This window comes from Bradyrhizobium sp. SZCCT0148 (assembly GCF_018129985.1).
GTDB lineage: Bacteria > Pseudomonadota > Alphaproteobacteria > Rhizobiales > Xanthobacteraceae > Bradyrhizobium > Bradyrhizobium japonicum_H.
Map to the genome: position 1 here is coordinate 25,773 of NZ_JAFCKT010000008.1, position 19,266 is coordinate 45,038.

General features: G+C 65.8%; 19 protein-coding genes. 11 read left to right on the forward strand and 8 right to left on the reverse strand.

Annotated features, from left to right (window positions below):
* Positions 1-16: 16 nt before the first annotated feature.
* Positions 17-1,210 (forward strand): CaiB/BaiF CoA transferase family protein, encoded by a 1,194-nt coding sequence (locus JQ580_RS22630; RefSeq protein WP_212282418.1) that lies wholly within the window; start codon positions 17-19, stop codon positions 1,208-1,210.
* Between the two features lie 235 nt (positions 1,211-1,445).
* Here the strand turns inward: JQ580_RS22630 and JQ580_RS22635 are convergent, their stop codons facing one another.
* Entirely contained in the window at positions 1,446-2,210 is a 765-nt protein-coding gene (locus JQ580_RS22635) for an SOS response-associated peptidase (RefSeq protein WP_212282419.1), read from the reverse strand.
* 61 nt (positions 2,211-2,271) lie between these two features.
* Between JQ580_RS22635 and JQ580_RS22640 the strand changes: the two genes are divergently transcribed.
* The 4 genes from JQ580_RS22640 (at position 2,272) to JQ580_RS22655 (ending at position 4,119) form a co-directional block, all read left to right on the forward strand.
* The gene (locus JQ580_RS22640) at positions 2,272-2,772 is read left to right on the forward strand and encodes a hypothetical protein (RefSeq protein WP_212282420.1); all 501 of its coding nucleotides are present in this window, start codon (positions 2,272-2,274) and stop codon (positions 2,770-2,772) included.
* A 17-nt stretch (positions 2,773-2,789) separates the two neighbouring features.
* A complete protein-coding gene (locus tag JQ580_RS22645; RefSeq protein ID WP_212282421.1) occupies positions 2,790-3,224 on the forward strand; it encodes an NUDIX hydrolase in 435 nt (144 codons plus the stop codon).
* 46 nt (positions 3,225-3,270) lie between these two features.
* A complete protein-coding gene (locus JQ580_RS22650) occupies positions 3,271-3,648 on the forward strand; it encodes a TIGR02301 family protein (protein WP_212282422.1) in 378 nt (125 codons plus the stop codon).
* Between the two features lie 204 nt (positions 3,649-3,852).
* Positions 3,853-4,119, forward strand: coding sequence for a hypothetical protein (locus JQ580_RS22655; protein ID WP_018323382.1), 267 nt, complete (start codon positions 3,853-3,855; stop codon positions 4,117-4,119).
* Positions 4,120-4,297: 178 nt separating this feature from the next.
* Here the strand turns inward: JQ580_RS22655 and JQ580_RS22660 are convergent, their stop codons facing one another.
* The 5 genes from JQ580_RS22660 to JQ580_RS22680 form a co-directional block, all read right to left on the reverse strand.
* Entirely contained in the window at positions 4,298-4,618 is a 321-nt protein-coding gene (locus tag JQ580_RS22660) for a cupredoxin domain-containing protein (protein WP_212282423.1), read from the reverse strand.
* 11 nt (positions 4,619-4,629) lie between these two features.
* Positions 4,630-5,160 (reverse strand): DUF4142 domain-containing protein, encoded by a 531-nt coding sequence (locus JQ580_RS22665; RefSeq protein WP_212282424.1) that lies wholly within the window; start codon positions 5,158-5,160, stop codon positions 4,630-4,632.
* Between the two features lie 89 nt (positions 5,161-5,249).
* Entirely contained in the window at positions 5,250-5,942 is a 693-nt protein-coding gene (locus JQ580_RS22670) for an RNA polymerase sigma factor (RefSeq protein WP_212282425.1), read from the reverse strand.
* Between the two features lie 114 nt (positions 5,943-6,056).
* Positions 6,057-6,926, reverse strand: coding sequence for a sulfurtransferase (locus tag JQ580_RS22675; protein ID WP_212282426.1), 870 nt, complete (start codon positions 6,924-6,926; stop codon positions 6,057-6,059).
* Positions 6,927-7,096: 170 nt separating this feature from the next.
* Positions 7,097-8,431 carry a dihydroorotase gene (locus JQ580_RS22680; protein WP_212282427.1) on the reverse strand — a complete coding sequence of 445 codons (1,335 nt, stop codon included), beginning with the start codon at positions 8,429-8,431 and terminating at the stop codon, positions 7,097-7,099.
* Positions 8,432-8,532: 101 nt separating this feature from the next.
* Between JQ580_RS22680 and ygfZ the strand changes: the two genes are divergently transcribed.
* The 6 genes from ygfZ (at position 8,533) to JQ580_RS22710 (ending at position 15,236) form a co-directional block, all read left to right on the forward strand.
* Positions 8,533-9,414, forward strand: a complete 882-nt coding sequence (gene ygfZ, locus JQ580_RS22685; RefSeq protein WP_212282428.1) for a CAF17-like 4Fe-4S cluster assembly/insertion protein YgfZ — start codon at positions 8,533-8,535, stop codon at positions 9,412-9,414.
* On the forward strand, positions 9,411-10,037 hold the full coding sequence (locus JQ580_RS22690; protein ID WP_212282429.1) for a DNA-3-methyladenine glycosylase I: 627 nt from the start codon (positions 9,411-9,413) through the stop codon (positions 10,035-10,037). The genes ygfZ and JQ580_RS22690 overlap by 4 nt, the downstream gene beginning before the upstream one ends.
* Positions 10,034-10,648: a YfbR-like 5'-deoxynucleotidase gene (locus tag JQ580_RS22695; RefSeq protein WP_212282430.1), complete on the forward strand. Its 615-nt coding sequence runs from the start codon at positions 10,034-10,036 to the stop codon at positions 10,646-10,648. The genes JQ580_RS22690 and JQ580_RS22695 overlap by 4 nt, the downstream gene beginning before the upstream one ends.
* A gap of 163 nt (positions 10,649-10,811) precedes the next feature.
* On the forward strand, positions 10,812-11,318 hold the full coding sequence (locus JQ580_RS22700; RefSeq protein WP_212282431.1) for a tyrosine phosphatase family protein: 507 nt from the start codon (positions 10,812-10,814) through the stop codon (positions 11,316-11,318).
* 190 nt (positions 11,319-11,508) lie between these two features.
* Complete coding sequence (locus JQ580_RS22705) at positions 11,509-12,477, forward strand: NUDIX hydrolase (RefSeq protein WP_212282432.1); 969 nt, start codon at positions 11,509-11,511, stop codon at positions 12,475-12,477.
* 53 nt (positions 12,478-12,530) lie between these two features.
* Positions 12,531-15,236, forward strand: a complete 2,706-nt coding sequence (locus tag JQ580_RS22710) for a DUF2339 domain-containing protein (protein ID WP_212282433.1) — start codon at positions 12,531-12,533, stop codon at positions 15,234-15,236.
* Between the two features lie 3 nt (positions 15,237-15,239).
* On the opposite strand, the gene JQ580_RS22715 is transcribed toward JQ580_RS22710, so the two are convergent.
* Together JQ580_RS22715 and JQ580_RS22720 are read right to left on the reverse strand one after the other, a co-directional pair.
* Positions 15,240-16,928, reverse strand: coding sequence for a methyl-accepting chemotaxis protein (locus tag JQ580_RS22715; protein WP_212282434.1), 1,689 nt, complete (start codon positions 16,926-16,928; stop codon positions 15,240-15,242).
* Positions 16,929-17,202: 274 nt separating this feature from the next.
* Entirely contained in the window at positions 17,203-19,173 is a 1,971-nt protein-coding gene (locus JQ580_RS22720) for a methyl-accepting chemotaxis protein (protein ID WP_212282435.1), read from the reverse strand.
* Positions 19,174-19,266 lie beyond the last annotated feature (93 nt).

Below are 19,266 nucleotides of genomic sequence, written 5' to 3' on the forward strand. Positions count from 1 at the left end.
AGATGGGGAGAGCGACGTGACGCGACCGTTCGAGGGCGTGAAGATCCTGGACTTCACGCAAGTGCTGGCCGGTCCCTATGCGAGCTATCAGCTCGCGCTATTGGGGGCCGATGTCGTCAAGGTCGAGCGGCGCGAGGGCGAGGACATGCGTCGCACGCCGCTGAGCCGCGAATGGGCCGATCGCGGCCTTGCGCCGGCGTTCCAGGCCGTCAACGGCAACAAGCGCAGCCTGACGCTCGATCTGCAGAAGCCGGAAGCGATCGCGATCGTGAAGAAGCTCGCAGCGAGCGTCGACGTCGTCATGGAGAATTTCCGCCCGGGCGTGATGGACAAGCTCGGCATCGGCTTTGCAGCGCTGTCCGCAATCAATCCAAAATTGATCTATTGCGCGGTCTCGGGCTTCGGCCAGACCGGCCCGGATCGGCTGCGCCCCGGCTATGACGGCAAGATGCAGGCGCTGTCGGGCATCATGGCGATCACGGGGCATCCCGAGACGGGACCGACGCGCGCGGGCTTTGCGGTCTGCGACGTGCTGTCGGGTGCCACCGCCGCGTTCGGCGTGTCGAGCGCTCTGTACCAGCGCGACCGCACCGGCAAGGGCCAGTTCGTCGACGTCTCCATGCTGGAGGCGACGATGGCGTTTCTGTCGGGGCAGATCGCGGACTGGTCGGTCGCCGGCCATTGCCAGCAGCTCTCGGGCAATCAGGCCGTGAGCCGCAGGACCACGGCGAATTTGTTCAAATGCGGCGACGGCCACATCCTGCTCGCCGTCAACAATGAGAAGCAGTACCGCGCGTTGATGAGCGCGCTCGGCCGCGAGGATACGTTCGCCGATCCGCGCTTTGCCGACTGGTTTTCCCGCAACGAGAACGAGCCAGCGCTGCGTGCCATCATCGAGGAAGCGCTCGCGGCCAGACCGGCGCGCGAGTGGGAGACGATTCTGGAAGACGCCGGCGCGCCCTGCGCCAGCATCTGGAAGGTCGAAGAGGTGATCGACCATCCGCAGATCAAGGCCCGCGACGCCATCCAGGAATTGGACACGCCATACGGCCCCCTGCGCTTTGCCGGCAGCGGTTTCAAGCTCGCCCATGGCGGCGGCCGGCTGGACCGGATGGCGCCGGAACTGGGGGCGGATACGGAGGCGGTGCTGGGCGAATTGGGCTTCGATGAGGCCGAGATCGCTGGTCTCAGGACAAGAGAGGTTGTCTGAAGACCGCGCTTGACACTCTCCCGTCATCCCGGGGCGCGCGCAGCGCGAGCCCGTGATCCATGATCATAGGGGACGCTTATGGCGCGAGCCAATAACGACGAGCGTTGCCAAACTTCGCCCTGTGGTTATGGATCCCGGATCTGCGCTTCGCTTGTCCGAGGGGACAGCGGAGTAAAGGGCGCCAGCTTGCCCAAGACCAGCTTGCCCAAGACCAGCTTGCCTAAGACGAGCTTGGTTAGAACAACGAGCCCTGCCCGTCATCTGATGACGCCGCCGCCACCTTTCGGGCCGCCTTCTTCGGCTTCGCCGCCTCTGCTTCCGCCGCCATCTCCTCGGCGCTGATCGGCAGCAGGAGCTGATCGTCGTCATTGGCGACGCGGTTGACGCGGGTGGAGACCGGGTGCCAGGCGAATTCGCCGATGCGTGGTGCCGTCATCAGCGGCAGAATCGCATCGACCTCGTCGCCGCTGACGTCGAGCCAGCGCTCGAAATCGCGCGGGCTGATGGTGACGGGCACGCGGTCATGCAGAGCGGCGAGATCCTCGCCTGCCGCGGCCGTGACGATCGCGACCGTGTCGAGCTCCTCGCCGTTCGGCCCGGCCCAGGTTTCGTATACGGCAGCGAAGCCGAGCGGCGCACCGTCGGCGCGGTGGATGAAGAAGGGCTGCTTGCGGCCGTCCTCCGTCTTCCATTCGTAATAGCCGTCGGCCGGGATGAGGCCACGCCGCCGGCGAATCGCCCGCTTGAACGCGGGCTTCTCCAACACCGTTTCGGAGCGGGCATTGATCAGGAGCGTGAACCCTTTGGGGTCCTTCACCCAGCTCGGCAAAAGGCCCCAGCGCATCAGACGGAAATGACGCGCGCCGTTCTCGGTCCAGACGACCGGAATCGGTTGTGTCGGCGCCACGTTGTACCGGGGCGGGAAATTCGGCTGCTCGACATAGCCGAACAGTTGCCGCAAAGCCGCGGGGGCCGAAGTTATGACGAAGCGTCCACACATCTCAGGGGCTATATAGGGTCCGTTCAGGTCCTTTTAACCCCGAACGTTAACACTGCGGCGGATGAGCTCAACGGCCTCCCAACCCGCTCGGACGCATGCACAGACGGGCCCCGAGGCCGCCGACTGGGCCGAACGGCTGCGCGTGGCCAATATCAATCCGCGCACCGGGCTGGCCACGGACTATCTCAACCATTTCAATGAAGCCGTGATGCTGCTTGAAATGATTCCGGACATGCCGGAATGCGCAGAAGACTTTTTGACCTGGTCGCCACTGTCCTATGCCGAGCATTTCACGGCATCGAACTTCAAGGCGCGGGACCTGGCCATCGAGGCCTATGAGAAGGCCGATCCGAACGTGCGGGCGCGTTTCGACCACATCACCCAGACCCTGCACTCGATCCTGACCGCGGTCGGCACGGCCATGCGCGAAGTCGAGAAGGATCAGACCCGCATCAAGCTCGCCGAGCAGGCGACCCTCTGGGTCCAGCCGCTGATCGCGGCCTGCGGCGGCATCATTCATGGTGGCGCCGACGCCGACGTCGAAACCATCATGTCGAACTGAGCCGGATTGCCAAAGCCATGTCGGCCGTCGTCCAGCCCACCCGTCCCCAGATCGCGGTCAGCGCCGCGATTTTCCGCGACGGCAAGGTGCTGCTGACCCGCCGCGCCCGCTCGCCCGCCAAGGGCTTCTATTCGCTGCCCGGCGGGCGGGTCGAATTCGGCGAATCGCTGCACCAGGCCCTGAGCCGCGAAGTCGGCGAGGAAACCGGGCTCGAGATCGAGATCATCGGCCTCGCCGGCTGGCGCGAGGTGCTGCCGGCCGCGCCCGGCACCGGCCACTATCTGATCATGTCCTTTGCCGCCCGCTGGGTGGCCAGGGAGCCGTCCCTGAACGACGAGCTCGACGATTACCGCTGGGTCGCTCCCGACGCCCTGGCGGGCCTCGACGACCTCAAGCTAACCGGAGGACTGGAAGAGGTGATCCAGTCCGCCGCGCGGCTGATTGGAGCCTGACGCTCCGCCTTGCGTCCACCGCCCCGAGGGGGCATACACCCCGCCGATGTCCACGCGATTTCTGGCCATTTTTGCCCTGATTCTCGCCTGCGCTTCCGTGCCCGCGCGGGCCCAGGACGCGGCGGCGCCGTTCGACGCCGATTTGCAGCGGCTGGCGGAGATTCTCGGCGGCCTGCACTACCTGCGCGGCATCTGCGGCTCCAACGAGGGCAACAGGTGGCGCAACGAGATGCAGGCGCTGATCGATGCCGAGACCCCCTCCGGAGAGCGCCGCACCCGCATGATCGCCGGTTTCAACCGCGGCTATAACGGCTTTCAGCAGACCTATCGCAGCTGCACGCCGGCCGCGACCGTGGCGATCCGCCGCTACATCGAGGAAGGTTCGAAGATCTCGCGGGATCTGACGGCGCGCTACGCGAACTAGTTCTTCGTGATTCCGGGCTCGCGCTAAACGCGCCCCGGAATGACAGCGAGGATCGACCTGAGGGCCCCTCGGGAACCCTGTCATCGACTTTGTTCACAGCCGTTAACCGTTCCTAAAGATGTGGCCTAGCGGTCGTTAACGCCCGTGCTAAACCTCTCGCACAGCGCATCGCCGTGGATCGCGCCCCAGCCCTGATCGAGTTTCATGAGCCAGCCGATTTCCTACGCCCCCGACCGCGCGCCGCTGCCCGATCACGAGCAGAAGCAGGCCGCACTGAGCTATCTCAACGAGGCCTGGGCCGAAGCCCGCCATGAGGGCGTCGACGGCGACTGCCTGGCGCAGGCCAGCCTGTTTGCGGCCTTTGCCGAGCTCGTCGGCACCTATGGTGAGGACGCGGTCGCCAAGTTCGTCGAGGGTTTTCCCGGCCGCATCCGCAACGGCGAATTCTCGGTCACGCTGGCAAGGCAGTAGGCCGTCCACGAAAATGACCCCGCCACGTGGGCGGGGCCAGTCGACGGATGAATGACTTTGCGAAATTCTTCGCGAAGTCTGCTGCGTTTATCGCACGGAAGCCGCTTTCTGCGGACAAGCATTAGTCTCGCGCCGGCCGGGAGATGTTCCCGCGGCGAGCGGGAACGTACTCCCTCCCCTAGTGCTCGACCTTGAGCGTCGCTTTCATGTTGGGATGATAGCGGCAATAATAATCGATCGTTCCCGCCCTCTTCAGAATTGACGTCGCCGATGTCTTCGGCGGCAGCGTCACGTCGAAGTCGCCGTTCTTTGCCGTGGCGGTGTGGGCGAAGACGTCCTTGTTGATCCAGTTGATGGTATCGCCGACCTTGGCCGATATCTCTGCCGGCGAAATCACGAGGTTCTCCATCGTGATCTCGATCGTCGCGGCGCGGGCCGGGACGGCCATCGCCGCAACGACAAGCGCGATGGAAATCGAAAACAGGCGCCCCAACCGCATCGCACCACTCCCTATTTCAGTCCAGCCGCGACGTGCTCGGCATGCTGCTGATGCCCCTGGAAGATCTTCAGGCCGGTCTGCAGCAGGCTCTTCAGCTCGGCATTGTTCGCCGACGGAATCAGCTGGGCCTCCAGCGCGCTGTTGACCGCCTTGTGGTAGGCGACCTCATTGGCGACATAGGCCTTTTCGAAGGCGGCGCCGTTCAGCTTGCCGAGTTCGACCAACTTTTCGCTCGCCTGTCTCGACAGCGCTTTGCTGGTGTCGTTGTCTTCTGGGGTGACATTCAGCTTCTTGACCAGCGCGAGCGCCTGCTTGTTGACCGCTTCATGGTCGCGCAGCATGTCCTCGGCAAACGCCTTCACGTCCTTGCTCTTCGCCTTTTTCTGCGCCTGCTTGGCGGCGTTGATGTCGATCACGCCGGCCGTGTAGGCGATGTGGGCAATCTGCGGATCGGTCGGCTTGTCGGCAGCGCCGGCGCCTTGCAGCGCAGAGCTCGACAAAAAAATGGCGGCGGCGATCGCCGCGCTCCAGCGGGAGAACATGGTTTGACACTCCTGTGCTGCCGGACGCATCGCCGGCACGTTGCTTCACAGGAATTAGATGGACGTTTCGTGCAAACGTTCCCGGAAAACTACGCGCCAGGGCCAAGGCGCCGGAGCACCGCCTCGGTCAGGCGCTCGCAGCGCTGCCCCGCAAACGGAAATGCGTCCATCACGACTGGGCCGATCTTCTTTTCGACGTTCTCGCGCAGCAGAGCACGCGCACGATGCAAACGGGTCTTGACGGTCTCGGACTTGATGCCGAGCAGCTCGGCCGTTTCCTCCATACTCATGGCCTCCATCACCCGCGCGATGATGACCATGCGGTAGACGTCCGGCATTTCGTCGATCGCGTGTTCGACCACACGCTGAATCTCGCGTTGGGCCATGGATCTTTCCGGATCGGTTGCGGCGGACGAAAGTGGAAACCGGATGATCTGGGCTTCGAGCACCGACTCCGGCACCGATCCCAGTTCGACCTCCGGCTTCCGGCTGCGCAGGCGCCCCAGCGCCTCGTTGATCGCAATGCGCGACAACCAGGTCGATAGCCCGGCTTCACCAAGAAAGCCATCGAGATGCGTGAAGGCGCGGACATAGGTTTCCTGCACCACATCCTCGGCCTCGCTGTCGTTGCGCAGGATACCGCGGGCGAGCCGGTAGAGCCTGCGGTTGTTGGCCTGCATGATCTCGCGGAGTGCGGCCTCGTCACGGCGCCGCGCGCGGTCGATCAGCTCTGCCTCTAATGGCCTGGCGCCGGCGGACCGGCCGGCTGCGGTCCCTGGCATGGCGGTTACCTTGTCTCCATTGGTTCCGGACATTGGATGCAGACCCAGGGCAAAGGTTCCCGGATTTTCTTGCTCTGATCTGACCTCGCCCTTCCAGGAAGGCGGTGAACGATCCTAGTCCGTCTCGATCGGCAGCGCCGTATCCCTCGCCCATTCGCCCATCGAGGCATCGTAGAGCGTCAGCCTTTCGAAGCCTAGCTGGGCCAGCAGGAAGAGGTCGATCGTCGCCGAGATGCCGCCGCCGCAATACAGAATCACGGTCTTGTCGCGCGTGACTCCGGCCGCGGCGAATTTGGCTTCGGCGTCGGCGAGTGTCGTCAGGGTCTTGTCGGCATTGGTCAGCGTGGCCGCGGGAACGTTGACGCTGCCGGGGACGCGGCCAGGCCGGCCATAGCGGCTCGGCTCGAGGCCGCGATGAAATTGCGGCCCTAGCGCGTTGACTATGACGGTTGCGGGATCGCCGATGCGGGCCGCCACGGCGGTCTTGTCGACGAAGAAGCCCGCGCGCGGCACGGCCTTGAAGGTCGTGGCTGGATAGCCCTTCGGTGCGCCCGTCTCGACCGGCCGCCCCTCCTCTTTCCATTTGTCGAAACCGCCGTCGAGCACATGGACATCGACGCCGAGCGCGCGCAGCATCCACCAGAACCGTGTCGCCCACATCATCGTGCCGATGCTGTAGAGCACGATGGTCTTGCTCGCATCGAGGCCGTGGCGGCCGAAGGCGGATTCCAATTGGGCGACATCAGGCATCATGAAGAACTGCTGCGACGAGGTGTCGGAAAACTCGCCTTGCAGGTCGAGGAAATCGGCGCCTGGGATGTGGCCGGCCGCGAAGGTCCTGTCGCCGGGGACGGCGCGATAGGGTACGTCGCTGCCCGGCGGCACCGGCTCGTTGTAGGTCGTGCAGTCGTAGAGGCGCAGATTGAGATCGCCGAGCATGGCGGCGAGCTGTTCGGTGGTGATGAGGGGTGCCAGTCGGGTCATTGTTGCTTCCCCACGTTAGGTTCGTCGTCCGCATGACACTGTCATTGCCTGCGAAGGCGGGCAATCCAGTATTCCAGAGGCGGTGGTGACCAACCGAAAGCCGCGGCGTACAGGATGCCCCCGCTTTCGCGGGGCATGACAGCGGCGCGAGAGGCTAGACCACTCTCCCCCTACGGCTTCAACGTCTCCAGAAACCGCACCGGCTCGCCTTGCGACGGCGTGACCAGTTCGCCCTGCCACATCACGCGGCGGCCGCGGATGAAGGTACCAACGGGCCAACCGGTGACTCGCAATCCGTCATAGGGCGTCCAGCCGGCTTTCGACGCCACCCATTTGTTGGTGATGGTCTCGCTGCGCTTCAAGTCGACGATGGTGAAGTCGGCATCGTAGCCGGCGGCGATGCGGCCCTTGCAGGCCATGTTGTAGAGGCGCGCGGGGCCGGCGCTGGTGAGATCGACGAAGCGCGCCAGCGACAGCCGGCCCGCATTGACGTGATCGAGCATCAGCGGCACCAACGTCTGCACGCCGGTCATGCCGGAGGGCGAGGCCGGATAGGTCTTCTGCTTCTCCTCCAGCGTATGCGGGGCGTGGTCGGAGCCGAGCACGTCGATGATGCCCTGCTCGATGCCGCGCCAGATGCCGGCGCGGTGATCGGCGCCGCGCACCGGCGGGTTCATCTGCGCCAGCGTGCCGAGCCGCTCGTAGCATTCGGGCGCCACCAGCGTGAGATGATGCGGCGTCGCCTCGCAGGACGCGACGTCCTTGTGGTCGCGCAGAAACTCGATCTCTTCCTTGGTGGAGATGTGCAGCACGTGGATGCGCTTGCCGGTCTCGTGCGCGAGCTTGACGAGGCGCTGCGTCGCCATCAGCGCCGCGGTCTCGTCGCGCCACACCGGATGCGAGCGGGCGTCGCCCTCGATGCGCAGCGATTTGCGCTCGTTGAGTCGGTATTCGTCCTCGGCATGGAACGCGGCGCGACGGCGGATCACCTGGAAGATGCGACGCAGGCTCTCGTCGTCCTCCACAAGCAGCGCGCCGGTCGAGGAGCCGATGAACACCTTGACGCCGGCACAGCCCGGCGCGCGCTCCAGCACCGGCAGATCCTGCACGTTCTCTCGGGTGCCGCCGATGAAGAAGGCGAAATCGCAATGCATGCGATGATGGGCGCGCTTCACCTTGTCGGTGAAGGTCGCCTCCGTCACCGTGAGCGGCGAGGTGTTCGGCATCTCGAAGACCGCGGTGACGCCGCCCATCACGGCGCTGCGCGAGCCGGTTTCGAGATCTTCCTTCTGCTCCAGCCCGGGCTCGCGGAAATGCACCTGCGTGTCCATCACGCCGGGCAGGATATGCAGGCCCTTGCAGTCGATCACCTCCGCGGCCGAGGTCTGCGACAGCGGACCCAGCTCGGCGATGCGGCCGCCGGCAATGCCGATATCGCGAATAGTCGCGCCATCCTGGTTGACGACGGTGCCGCCCTTGAGGATCACATCGAAGCGCTGGGTCATGGCTGAAGGCCTCTTTCATCCCCAAGCGCAGGGCTCGAGGTCTTGTCGTTTATGCCTTGCGGGCTTACGTTCCGGAGCAACATGTCGCAAGAGATTTTCGCATGAAATCAGCGTTTCTTCCCGACCGGGGCGTGGTCAAGATCGCGGGCGAGGATGCGCGCAACTTCCTCAACGGCCTGGTCACGACCGATGTCGACCGGCTGAAACCGGGTCTCGGGCGATTCGGCGCGCTGCTGACGCCGCAAGGCAAGATCATCGTGGATTTCCTGATCACGGAAGCACCCGCAGGGCACGGCGGCGGGTTCCTGATCGACTGTCCGAAGGCGCTCGCCGAAAGTCTCGCCACCAAGCTGAAATTCTACAAGCTGCGCGCCAAGGTCACGGTGGAAAACCTGTCCGACGATCTCGGCGTGCTCGCCGCCTGGGACGGCCAGCCCGCGGCGCAGCCCGATCTTGCCTTCGCTGACCCGCGCAATGATGCGCTCGGCTTGCGCATCCTGATCCCTGAAGATCTCAAGAAAAAGCTATCCGACCTCATTGGGGCCGAGCTGGTCGATGCGACCGAGTACGAAGCGCACCGCATCGCGCTCGGCGTGCCGCGCGGCGGGCTCGATTTCATGTACAGCGATGCGTTTCCACACGAGACCAACATGGACCGGCTTGCCGGCGTCGACTTCGACAAGGGTTGCTATGTCGGCCAGGAGGTCGTCTCGCGCATGCAGCACCGCGGCACCGCGCGCACCCGCAGCGTGAAGGTGCTGCTCGACGGTGCCTCGCCCGAAGCCGGCGCGACCATTCTCGCGGGCGACAAGCCGGTCGGCACCCTCGGCTCGACGTCCGGCGGCAAGGGTATTGCCCTGGTGCGCATCGACCGTGTCGCAGAGGCGCTCGATGCCGGCCAGCCGCTCACCGCGGGCGGTCTCGCGTTGAAGCTGGCAGAACCTGAGGTCGTCCGTATTCCCGCGAAGCAGCCCATCGCATGAGCCGAGCCCCTCGTCTGCATCCCGACGGAAAGACCCGCTGCCCCTGGCCGGGAGATGACCCGCTCTACGTCGCCTATCACGACACCGAATGGGGCGTGCCGGAGTATGACGACCGCGCGTTGTACGAGAAGCTGATTCTCGACGGCTTCCAGGCCGGCCTGTCCTGGATCACGATCCTGCGCAAACGCGATAATTTCCGCAAAGCCTTCGACGATTTCCAGCCGGAGAAGATCGCGCGCTACAATGCCAAGAAGGTTCACGCACTGATGAACGACGCCGGCATCGTGCGCAACCGCGCCAAGATCGACGGCACGATTGCGAGCGCGAAGTCCTATCTCGATATCATGGAGAAGGGCCCGGGCTTCTCAAAACTGCTGTGGGACTTCATGGACGGGCGGCCGCTCGTCAACCATTTCAAGACGACCGCGAGCGTCCCGGCCTCGACGCCGCTGTCGGTGCAAATCTCGAAGGAGCTGTCCTCGCGCGGCTTCAAATTCGTTGGCCCGACCATCGTCTATGCTTTCATGCAGGCGACCGGCATGGTCAACGACCACCTCGTCGACTGCCACTGTCACGCCAGCTGCAGCAAGACGCAGCGCAAGCCGCGCCTCAAGGTCAAATGACCGCGAAGAAGACTGCACGCGACGTGGCGTCCCGCGCCTGGCAGCGCATGCTGTCGGGCCGGCGGCTCGATCTGCTCGATCCCTCCCCGCTCGACGTCGAGATCGCCGACATCGCGCATGGCCTGGCGCGCGTCGCGCGATGGAACGGGCAGACGACAGGCGCGCACATCTTCTCGGTCGCACAGCACACGCTGCTGGTGGAGACCGTGCTGCGGCAAGAGATGCCGCGCGCCGACCAGCGCATGCGGCTCGCCGCGCTGCTGCACGATGCGCCGGAATATGTGATCGGCGACATGATCTCACCCTTCAAGGCGGTGCTCGACGGCCATTACAAGGCGGTGGAGAAGCGCCTGCTCGGCGCCATCCATATCCGCTTCGGACTGCCGCCGGACTTGCCGGAGGAGATCACGCTGGCGATCAAGGCCGCCGATCGCGGCGCAGCTTACCTCGAGGCGACCGAGCTTGCCGGCTTCAGCGAAAGCGAGGCACGGCGGCTGTTCGGCAAGGACCCCGGGCTCTCCGACAGCGTCCGGCGCGACTACCTCACGCCCTGGACCGCGGCGCGGGCCGAGAAGCAGTTCCTGGAGCGGTTCGGGGCGGTGTTCTCGTAGGCGCCGCACGGTGGGCAAAGGCGCTCCTGCGCCGTGCCCACGTCCTTTCGCGTTTGCGACAAAGGTGGCGGGCACGCTTTCGCCTTCGCTGTTCGAGCTACCGTGGACATGCCGCTTTGCCCACCCTACGGCACCGGCTATAATCGCGGGAAAAAGGTCCCCCATGATCCACGTCTGTTCCCTCGCCGCGCTTCCCGAAACCGTCCGCCTCACCGGGGCCAGCCACGTGCTGACCGTGATGGCCAATGTCGAGCAGGTGGCACGGCCGGTGTCCGTGCTGCCCGCCAACCATCTCAAGGTGTCGATGGACGACATCACCGAGGAGATGGACGGGTTCGTCGCACCGTCAGAGAACCATATCGATCAGGTGCTGAACTTCGTGCGCGGCTGGGACCGCGGCGCACCGCTGGTGGTGCATTGCTATGCCGGCATCAGCCGCTCCACCGCGAGCGCGTTCGCGGCGGCCTGCGCGCTCAACCCAAACCGCGATGAACTCGAGATCGCGCAGAAGATCCGCACGGCCTCGCCAATCGCCTCGCCGAACCGGCGCATCGTCAGCCTGGCCGACCGTGCCCTGGGACGCAACGGCCGCATGCTGCGCGCGCTCGACGAGATCGGCCCGGGCGCGATGATGGTCGAGGGCCGCCCCTTCGTGATCGAGCTCGAATGACAGCTGCGCGCTACATTGCAGGTGCGGATCGAGCATGGCGGCTCAGTAAGTTCGGGCGCAGATGCTTCCGCATCGTCATGGCCGGGCTTGTCCCGGCCATCCACGAGTTTTCCCGCGGTACGAAGAACGCGGATGCTCGGGACGAGCCGGGGTACGACGAGTTTGTGGCAGCACCTGCGATCGTCATCGCATGAGCGAGGCGCTGCTGACGCCGATCGAGATCGGCTTGACCGCGGCGATCGTCGCGATCGAGGGGCATGAGCCGTTAATCCTGACCGCGCGCGGCAGTGACGGGCTTGCCGGCCTGCCGTTCGGCCCATTCGACGCACTCGCGCACCGCACCTTCGACATCGGCCTGCGCGCCTGGGTCGAGGAGCAGACCGGCTTGCGGCTTGGCTATGTCGAACAGCTCTACACATTCGGCGATCGCGGCCGCCATGCCGAGGCCGGCGACACCGGAGCCCATATGGTGTCGATCGGCTATCTCGCATTGACGCGCGCGGTGGACGGCGAGCTTGCGGCTAACGCGGCGAGCTTCGCGCCCTGGTATCGATTCTTCCCCTGGGAAGACCGGCGCGAGGAGCCGCCTGCGATCATCGCCCGCGACATCATTCCGGCGCTGACCGAATGGGCCGCGGTAGAGACGCCGGAGACGACGCGCGCGCTGCCGCGCAAGGATCGCGTGCGGTTCTATTTCGGCCTCGACGGGGCGGCCTGGGACGAAGAGCGCGTGCTCGACCGCTACGAGCTGCTGTACGAGGCGGGGCTCGTCGAGGAAGCACGGCGCGATGGCCGCCCAGCGGCATTAGCGCGAAAGACGCTACCGCCGCTCGGGACCTCAATGCAGTTCGATCACCGGCGGATTCTCGCTACCGCGATCGCGCGGCTGCGGGCAAAATTGAAGTATCGTCCTGTCGTGTTTGAACTTTTACCGCCTGAATTCACACTTACCGAACTGCAGCATACGGTCGAGGCGATCTCCGGCCGACACCTGCACAAGCAGAATTTCCGCCGCCTGGTCGAAATGGAAGCCCTGGTCGAACCGACCGGGGTGATGTCGACACAGACGGGCGGACGGCCGGCGGCGCTCTACCGCTTCCGCCGCGACGTGCTCCAGGAGCGGCCCGCGCCGGGCTTGCGCGTGCGCTCCCGGCGCTAAAACTTCAAGGATACGCGGGACCGGCCCCTGCGCGCCGGTTACCTGGAGGCTTCATGTTCGACGGCCCGTTTGACGTCTTTGCGCTGATCATCGCGATCATCGCCATCCTGATCGCCATCAAGGCCTCCAGCCAGGCGGCCGAGCTGCGCCGGCGATTCAACGCGCTCGAACAGATGTTTTACGCGGAGCAGCGGCCGGTTCGGGCGCCGCCACCGCTTCCCCCACAGGCGCAGGCTGAAGCGCCCGCGACGGCAGCCGCCGAGCCACCGCCGCTGGCGCCTGAGGCCGAGGCGGCACCGCCTCCGCTGGTCACCGAACAGCCTGCACCGCCCCCGCTCGAAGCGAGCCTCGCGGCTGCCGCACCACCTCCAGTGCCGGCCGCTGCGCCCGGCTTCGAGGAGCGGCTCGGCACCCGCTGGGTGGTGTGGATCGGCGGCCTTGCGCTCGCGCTCGGCGGCTTCTTCATGGTGCGCTATTCGATCGAGGCCGGCCTGCTCGGCCCCGGCGTGCGCGTGTTCCTGGGCGGCCTGTTCGCAGCTGCGCTGCTGGGGGCCGGCGAATGGTCGCGCCGCAAGGAAAGCATTTCGAACATCCATGCGCTGCCGATCGCCAACATCCCGGCGATCCTCACCGCCGCGGGTACGGCCGTCGCATTCGCGACCGTCTACGCGGCTTACGCGCTCTACGGCTTCCTGGTGCCCGCGACCGCCTTCGTGCTGCTCGGCATCGTGGCCATGTGCACACTCGCCGCCGCACTGCTGCACGGACCCGCGCTCGCCGGCCTCGGCGTGGTCGGCGCCTTCGTGACGCCCCTGCTCGTCTCCAGCGGCAGGCCAGACTATTGGGCGCTCTACATCTATCTTGCCGTCGTCACCGCCGCGAGCTTCGGCCTCGCCCGGATCCGGCTGTGGCGCTGGCTCGCGGTGACCACCATTGCTTTCGCCGTGCTGTGGATCTTCCCGGGTCTCGACACCAGCGAAGTGCAGGTCGCGCCGCACGCCTTCCATGCCATCGCAGGCTTCGTGCTCGCCGCACTGCTCGTCGTCTGCGGCTTCATGTTCGGCCCCAGCATCGAAGACGGCGAGATCGAGCCGGTCTCATCGAGCTCGCTCGGCGCCTATCTGTTCAGCGCAATGCTGATCGTGCTGTCGAGCGCACATGCGGACCTGGCGCTGATCGCGTTCGCGCTTCTCGTCGGCGCGACGCTGCTCGTCGCCTGGCGTGCGCCGGCGGCCACCGGCGCGCTCGGCGCGGCGGCAGCGACCGTCTTCATCGTGTTCGCGGAATGGGCGGTGCGCGCCAATCCTGACATGCTCGTGCTGCCCGGCGGCGCGATGTCCGGTATCGGGCCGACTGCGATCGACAGCTCGGTCACGCTGCATCTGGTGATGGCCGCGATCTTCGCCATCGGCTTCGGCGTTGCCGGCTTCCTCGCGCAGGGCCGCTCCAACTCGACCATCATCCCCGTGGTGTGGTCGGCGGCGGCCGTCGCCACGCCGATCGCGATCCTCGTCGCGCTTTACGCCCGCATCGCCCATCTCGACCGCTCGATCCCGTTCGCGATCCTGGCTGTCCTGCTCGCAGCCGCCTTCGGCGCCGCGACCGAAGCGCTGACGCGCCGCGAGGATCGACCGGGCGCAGCGACCTCGACCGCACTTTTCGCGACCGGCACGCTCGGCGCGCTGGCGCTGGCGCTGACCTTCGCGCTGGAAAAGGGCTGGCTCACGATTGCCCTGGCGCTGATGTCGCTCGGCACCGCCTGGATCTCGCTGCAACGGCCGATCCCGGTGCTGCGCCGGCTCGCGGCGGTGTTCGCCGCGATCGTCACTGCGCGCATCGTCCACGATCCGCGCATCGTCGGCGATGCCGTCGGAACCACGCCGATCTTCAACTGGCTGCTGTGGGGCTACGGCCTGCCGGCGGCCTCGTTCTGGGGCGCGAGCCTGTTCCTGCGCCGCCGCGGCGACGATCCGCCGCTGCGCATGGTCGAGACCGCGGCGATCCTGTTCACCGCGCTGCTCGCCTTCATGGAGGTCCGGCACTTTGCGACCCATGGCGACATGATCTCGCCGCCATCGCTGCTCGAATTCGCGCTGCAGGTTTGCGTCTCGCTCGCGATGGCGATCGGGCTGGAGCGCCTGCGGCTGCGCAGCGGCAGCATCGTGCACAATGTCGGCGCGGTCGTGCTGACGGCGATCGGCGGGCTCGTCAGCGTGTTCGGCCTCCTGATCCTCGAGAACCCGCTGATCTCGCACGTCGACGTCGGCGGCGCCGTGTTCAACCTGCTGCTGCTCGGCTATGCGCTGCCGGCGGTGCTGATGCTGCTGCTGTCCTATGCGGTGGTCGGTCAACGCGGCAAGGTCTACGCCAACACGATTGCGGGCGGCGCGCTGCTGTTCGCCCTCGCCTATGTCACGCTGGAGATCCGCCGCTTCTATCACGGCCCGATCCTCTCGACCGGCCCGACGACGGGCGCCGAGCAGTACACCTATTCGATCGGCTGGCTCGCCTTCGGCGTGGTGTTGCTGGGCGTCGGCATCCTGGTCAACTCCGAGCGGGCTCGGCTGGCCTCGGCCGCCGTCATCGCGCTGACCATCCTCAAGGCCTTCGTCATCGACATGTCGACGCTGACCGGCGTCTACCGGGCGCTGTCGTTCATGTGCCTCGGCGTCGTGCTGGTCGCGATCGGCTGGCTGTACCAGCGCATCCTGTTCCGGCGGCAGACAGTACCGCCGCCGGCTCCGCAGACGGGTGGGTGAGGATCAGGCCGCGCGAACCGATTCCAGGAACCGCGCGACCTCGACCTTCAAAAGGGTGCTGTCGGTCGCCAGCGATTTCGCGGCCGAGAGCACTTCGCCCGAGGCCTCGCCGGTCTCCATCGCACCACGCTGCACGTCGGTGATATTGGACGAGACCTCCTGCGTGCCGACCGAGGCCTGCTGGACGTTGCGGGAGATCTCCTGCGTCGCGGCGCCCTGCTCCTCGACAGCGGCGGCGATGGCTGAGGACACCTCGGACAACCGCTCGATGGTGCCGCCGATCTCCTGGATGGCGCTGACGGATTCCTGCGTCGCAGCCTGGATCCCTGCGACCTGCGCTCCGATCTCGCCGGTCGCTTTCGCGGTCTGCTCGGCCAGTGCCTTGACCTCCGACGCGACGACGGCAAAGCCGCGGCCGGCTTCGCCGGCGCGGGCCGCTTCGATGGTCGCATTCAGCGCCAGCAGGTTGGTCTGGCCGGCGATGGTGTTGATGAGTTCGACGACGTCACCGATGCGGGAGGCCGCCTGCGACAGCGCGTTGACGCGGTCGTTGGTCCGCGCCGCCTGCTCGACGGCTTCCGCAGCCATTCGCGCCGAATCCTGTACGCGGCGGCTGATCTCGGTGATCGAGGATGACAGCTCTTCCGAGGCGGACGCGACCGCCTGGACGTTGGTAGAAGCTTCCTCGGAGGCGGCTGCGACGACGGTTGCGAGTTCCTGGCCGCGCTGCGCCGTGCCGCTCAGCGTGGCGGCGGAGGCCTCGAGCTCGGTCGAGGCGGACGACACTGTCTCGACGACCTCGCCGATCATGACCTCGAAATTGCGCGTGATGGCATCGACGCGGCGGCCGCGTTCGATCTTGGCTTCGGCGTCTCGCGCGGCAGCCTGATCGGCAGCCCTCTTGGCGACCAGCGCCTCCTTGAAGATCTGCAGCGCATCCGCCATCGCGCCGATCTCGGTCTTCTCGCCGCGATGCGGCACCTCGGCCGAGAGGTCGCCCTCGCCGAGCGATTGCATCGGCCTGATGATGGAGGCGATGCCGCGAGAGACGTCGCGCACCAGAAAATATGCGGCGGCGATCGCGATCACGACGGCCGCGACGATGATGCCGACCAGCACGCGGAAGATCAACGCGTAGCTGTCGGCCGCCTGCTTGGTCTCCAGCTCGGCGCCGTTGTTGTTGAGCTCGATGCCCTTCTGAAGCAGCGGATCGGCCGCCTGGGCCATCTTCGCGACCTTGGTCTGCAGCATCTCGTTGGCGTCGGTCGGGAAACGACCGATGGTCTTGCGGGACAGGGCCATCGTCTCCTGCACGCCGTTGAGATATTCGGCCCATGCCTTGGTCCACTGCTCGTAGAGCGAGCGCTCTTCGGCGGTCGTGATCAGCGGCTCGTAGACCTTGCGGGTCTTCTCGATGCGCTCGCGCAACGAGGCGAGCCGCTTCTCGGCTGCATCCTTGCCCTCGACAGTATCCTGCATTAGGTGCAGGCGGAGCGCGACGCGCAGCTCGTTGATGTCGGCGCGCATGGAACCCAGCGCACGCACGCTGGGGAGCCAGCTCTGCGCAATCTCGACGGTGTGGGAGTTGATGTTTTGCATGGTGCCGATCGCCATCACGCCGACACCGGCAAGCGAGAGCACGAGGACCGACAGCACGGTCAGCAGCTTGAAGACGATCGACAATTTCGACATCACACAAATCCCGAAGAACATACAACGCGCAGATCACCCGCGCCGCAATCGCCTCGACGGACGACTGGACGTGGTCATTCCAATAATGCTGGCTGGTTCTTATCTCGTAAGATTGCGCCCATAATTACAAACAGGCGTTAACAGGAAGCTACGTTGAATTACGGAATTCGGCAGCGCACCCACTATACGGTCCGCTACCATTTGTAGCAGCACGGCCGACGGCGCGCAGCACCGCACCATCGCACCGCACCTTGTTGGACGGGGGGCCGACGTTTCAGGCCGCCCGGACTGTCTCCAGGAACCGCGTGACCTCGCTCTTCAAGCGGTTGCTCTCCTGGGACAATGACTGCGCGGCCGAATGCACCTGTGCCGAGGCGGCCCCGGTCTCACCCGCGCCGCGCTGGACGTCGACGATATTCGCCGAGACGTCGGAGGTGCCCTGCGCGGCGTGCTGGATGTTGCGGGAGATCTCCTGCGTGGCGGCGCCCTGCTCCTCCACGGCCGCAGCGATGGTCGACGAAATCTCCGACATCCGCGCGATGGTTTCGCCGATCTCCTTGATCGCGCCGACGGATTCTTCCGTCGCGGTCTGGATCGCACCGATGTGCTGGCCGATCTCGCCGGTGGCCTTCGCGGTCTGCTCGGCAAGCGCCTTAACTTCGGTCGCCACCACAGCAAAGCCCTTGCCGGCCTCGCCCGCCCGCGCCGCCTCGATGGTCGCGTTGAGCGCCAGCAGGTTGGTCTGGGCGGCGATGGTGTTGATCAGCTCGACCACGTCGCCAATGCGGGAAGCAGCCTTGGTCAGCTCGGCGACACGCGTATTGGTGCGCTGCGCCTGCCCGACCGCGACGTCGGCGACGCGCGCCGATTCCTGCACCTGACGGCTGATCTCGGAGACCGAGGAGGTCAGCTCCTCGCTCGCGGACGACACCGACTGCACGTTCGCGGACGCCTCCTCCGAGGCCGCCGCCACGGCGGTGGCGAGGCTATTGCCGCGCTCGGCGGTCCGCGTCAGCGTGTTGGATGACGCCTCAAGCTCGGTCGCGGCCGACGACACGGTCTCGATGATCTCGCCGACTGCGCCTTCGAAGCCGTCGGCGAGCCGCTGCATGTCGGCCTTGCGCTGTGCGCGACCACGCGCCTCGGCTTCCGCCTGCTCGGCGCGCAGCCGGTCGGCCTCCGCCATGTTGGCCTTGAAGACCGCAACCGCTCCGGCCATCTCGCCGATCTCGTCCTTGCGGCCGACGCCGGGGATCACCACGGAGGTGTCACCGTTTGCCAGGCCGGTCATCGACCGCACCATGGCTATCAGCGCGGTCGAGATCGAGCGGCCGACGAAAAAGGCCACGCTTCCCACCAGCAGGACGGAGCATCCGAGCGCGACCCACATCCACAGCTTGATCGAGGCCCGTGTCGACGCTTCGTCAGCCTTCGCCGCGTCGTATCGTTGGGCGACGTTCTTTTCGATGTCTTCGAGGACGGGTTCAATCACCCTGAACTCCTTGGACATCGCCGAGCCGTGCGAGGCCAGATCCTGCGCGCCGGCTGCCCAGGTCGAGAAATCACTTTCATACTTGGCGAGCTTCTTGGCGATATCCGCCTTCATCGCCGGGGGAATTGTCGATGCATCCACCTGCTTGGAGAACTCCGCCGCGGTCTTCTTCAGAGCCTCCACATATTTCTGGTCGCGACGCAGCATGAAGTCCTTCTCGTGCCGGCGCATCATCAGCATGCCACTGGTAAGTCGCGGGTCATCGACCTCCTTCAGCTTGGTCTCGATGTCGTGGACCGCCGCGCGCAGCGAACCTGACAAGCCCAGCGTTTCGTTCAAACCGAGCTTGACCTCGGCCTTCTCGACGGCCGCAAACTCATTCACGTATCGCTCGAACCCGGCACGGGCCTGCGCCACCTTCTCGCCAATCGTCGCGTAGCCAGCCGCACGCGTCGCACTGCCGAGGCGATCGAAATTCCCGACGATGTCGGACGCGAGTTCGGCGTGCCGCTTCGCGTAAGACTGATCGCGACGCAGCTGGAAGTCTTTCTCGGCCCGGCGCGCTTCGAGCAGTTGCTGGGAAACCCGCTGGTTGAGATCGGACATCTTGCGCGCGCTATCAGCGGCATCGCGCGACGTGTCCTGGGAGAGGCTGCCAATCTGGTAGATCGCGCCGAAGGCGATGAGCCCGATGAGACCGAACAGTCCGATCGCCATGACCTTGTGAGTGAGGCGAATGGAAATGCCACTCATGAAAGTGCTCCAACGATTGATGGGCAATGCGAAGGGCGACTCAGTGCCCGGGAAATTACGGCAATGATGACCGGATCGCTTTTCCGGAAGGTT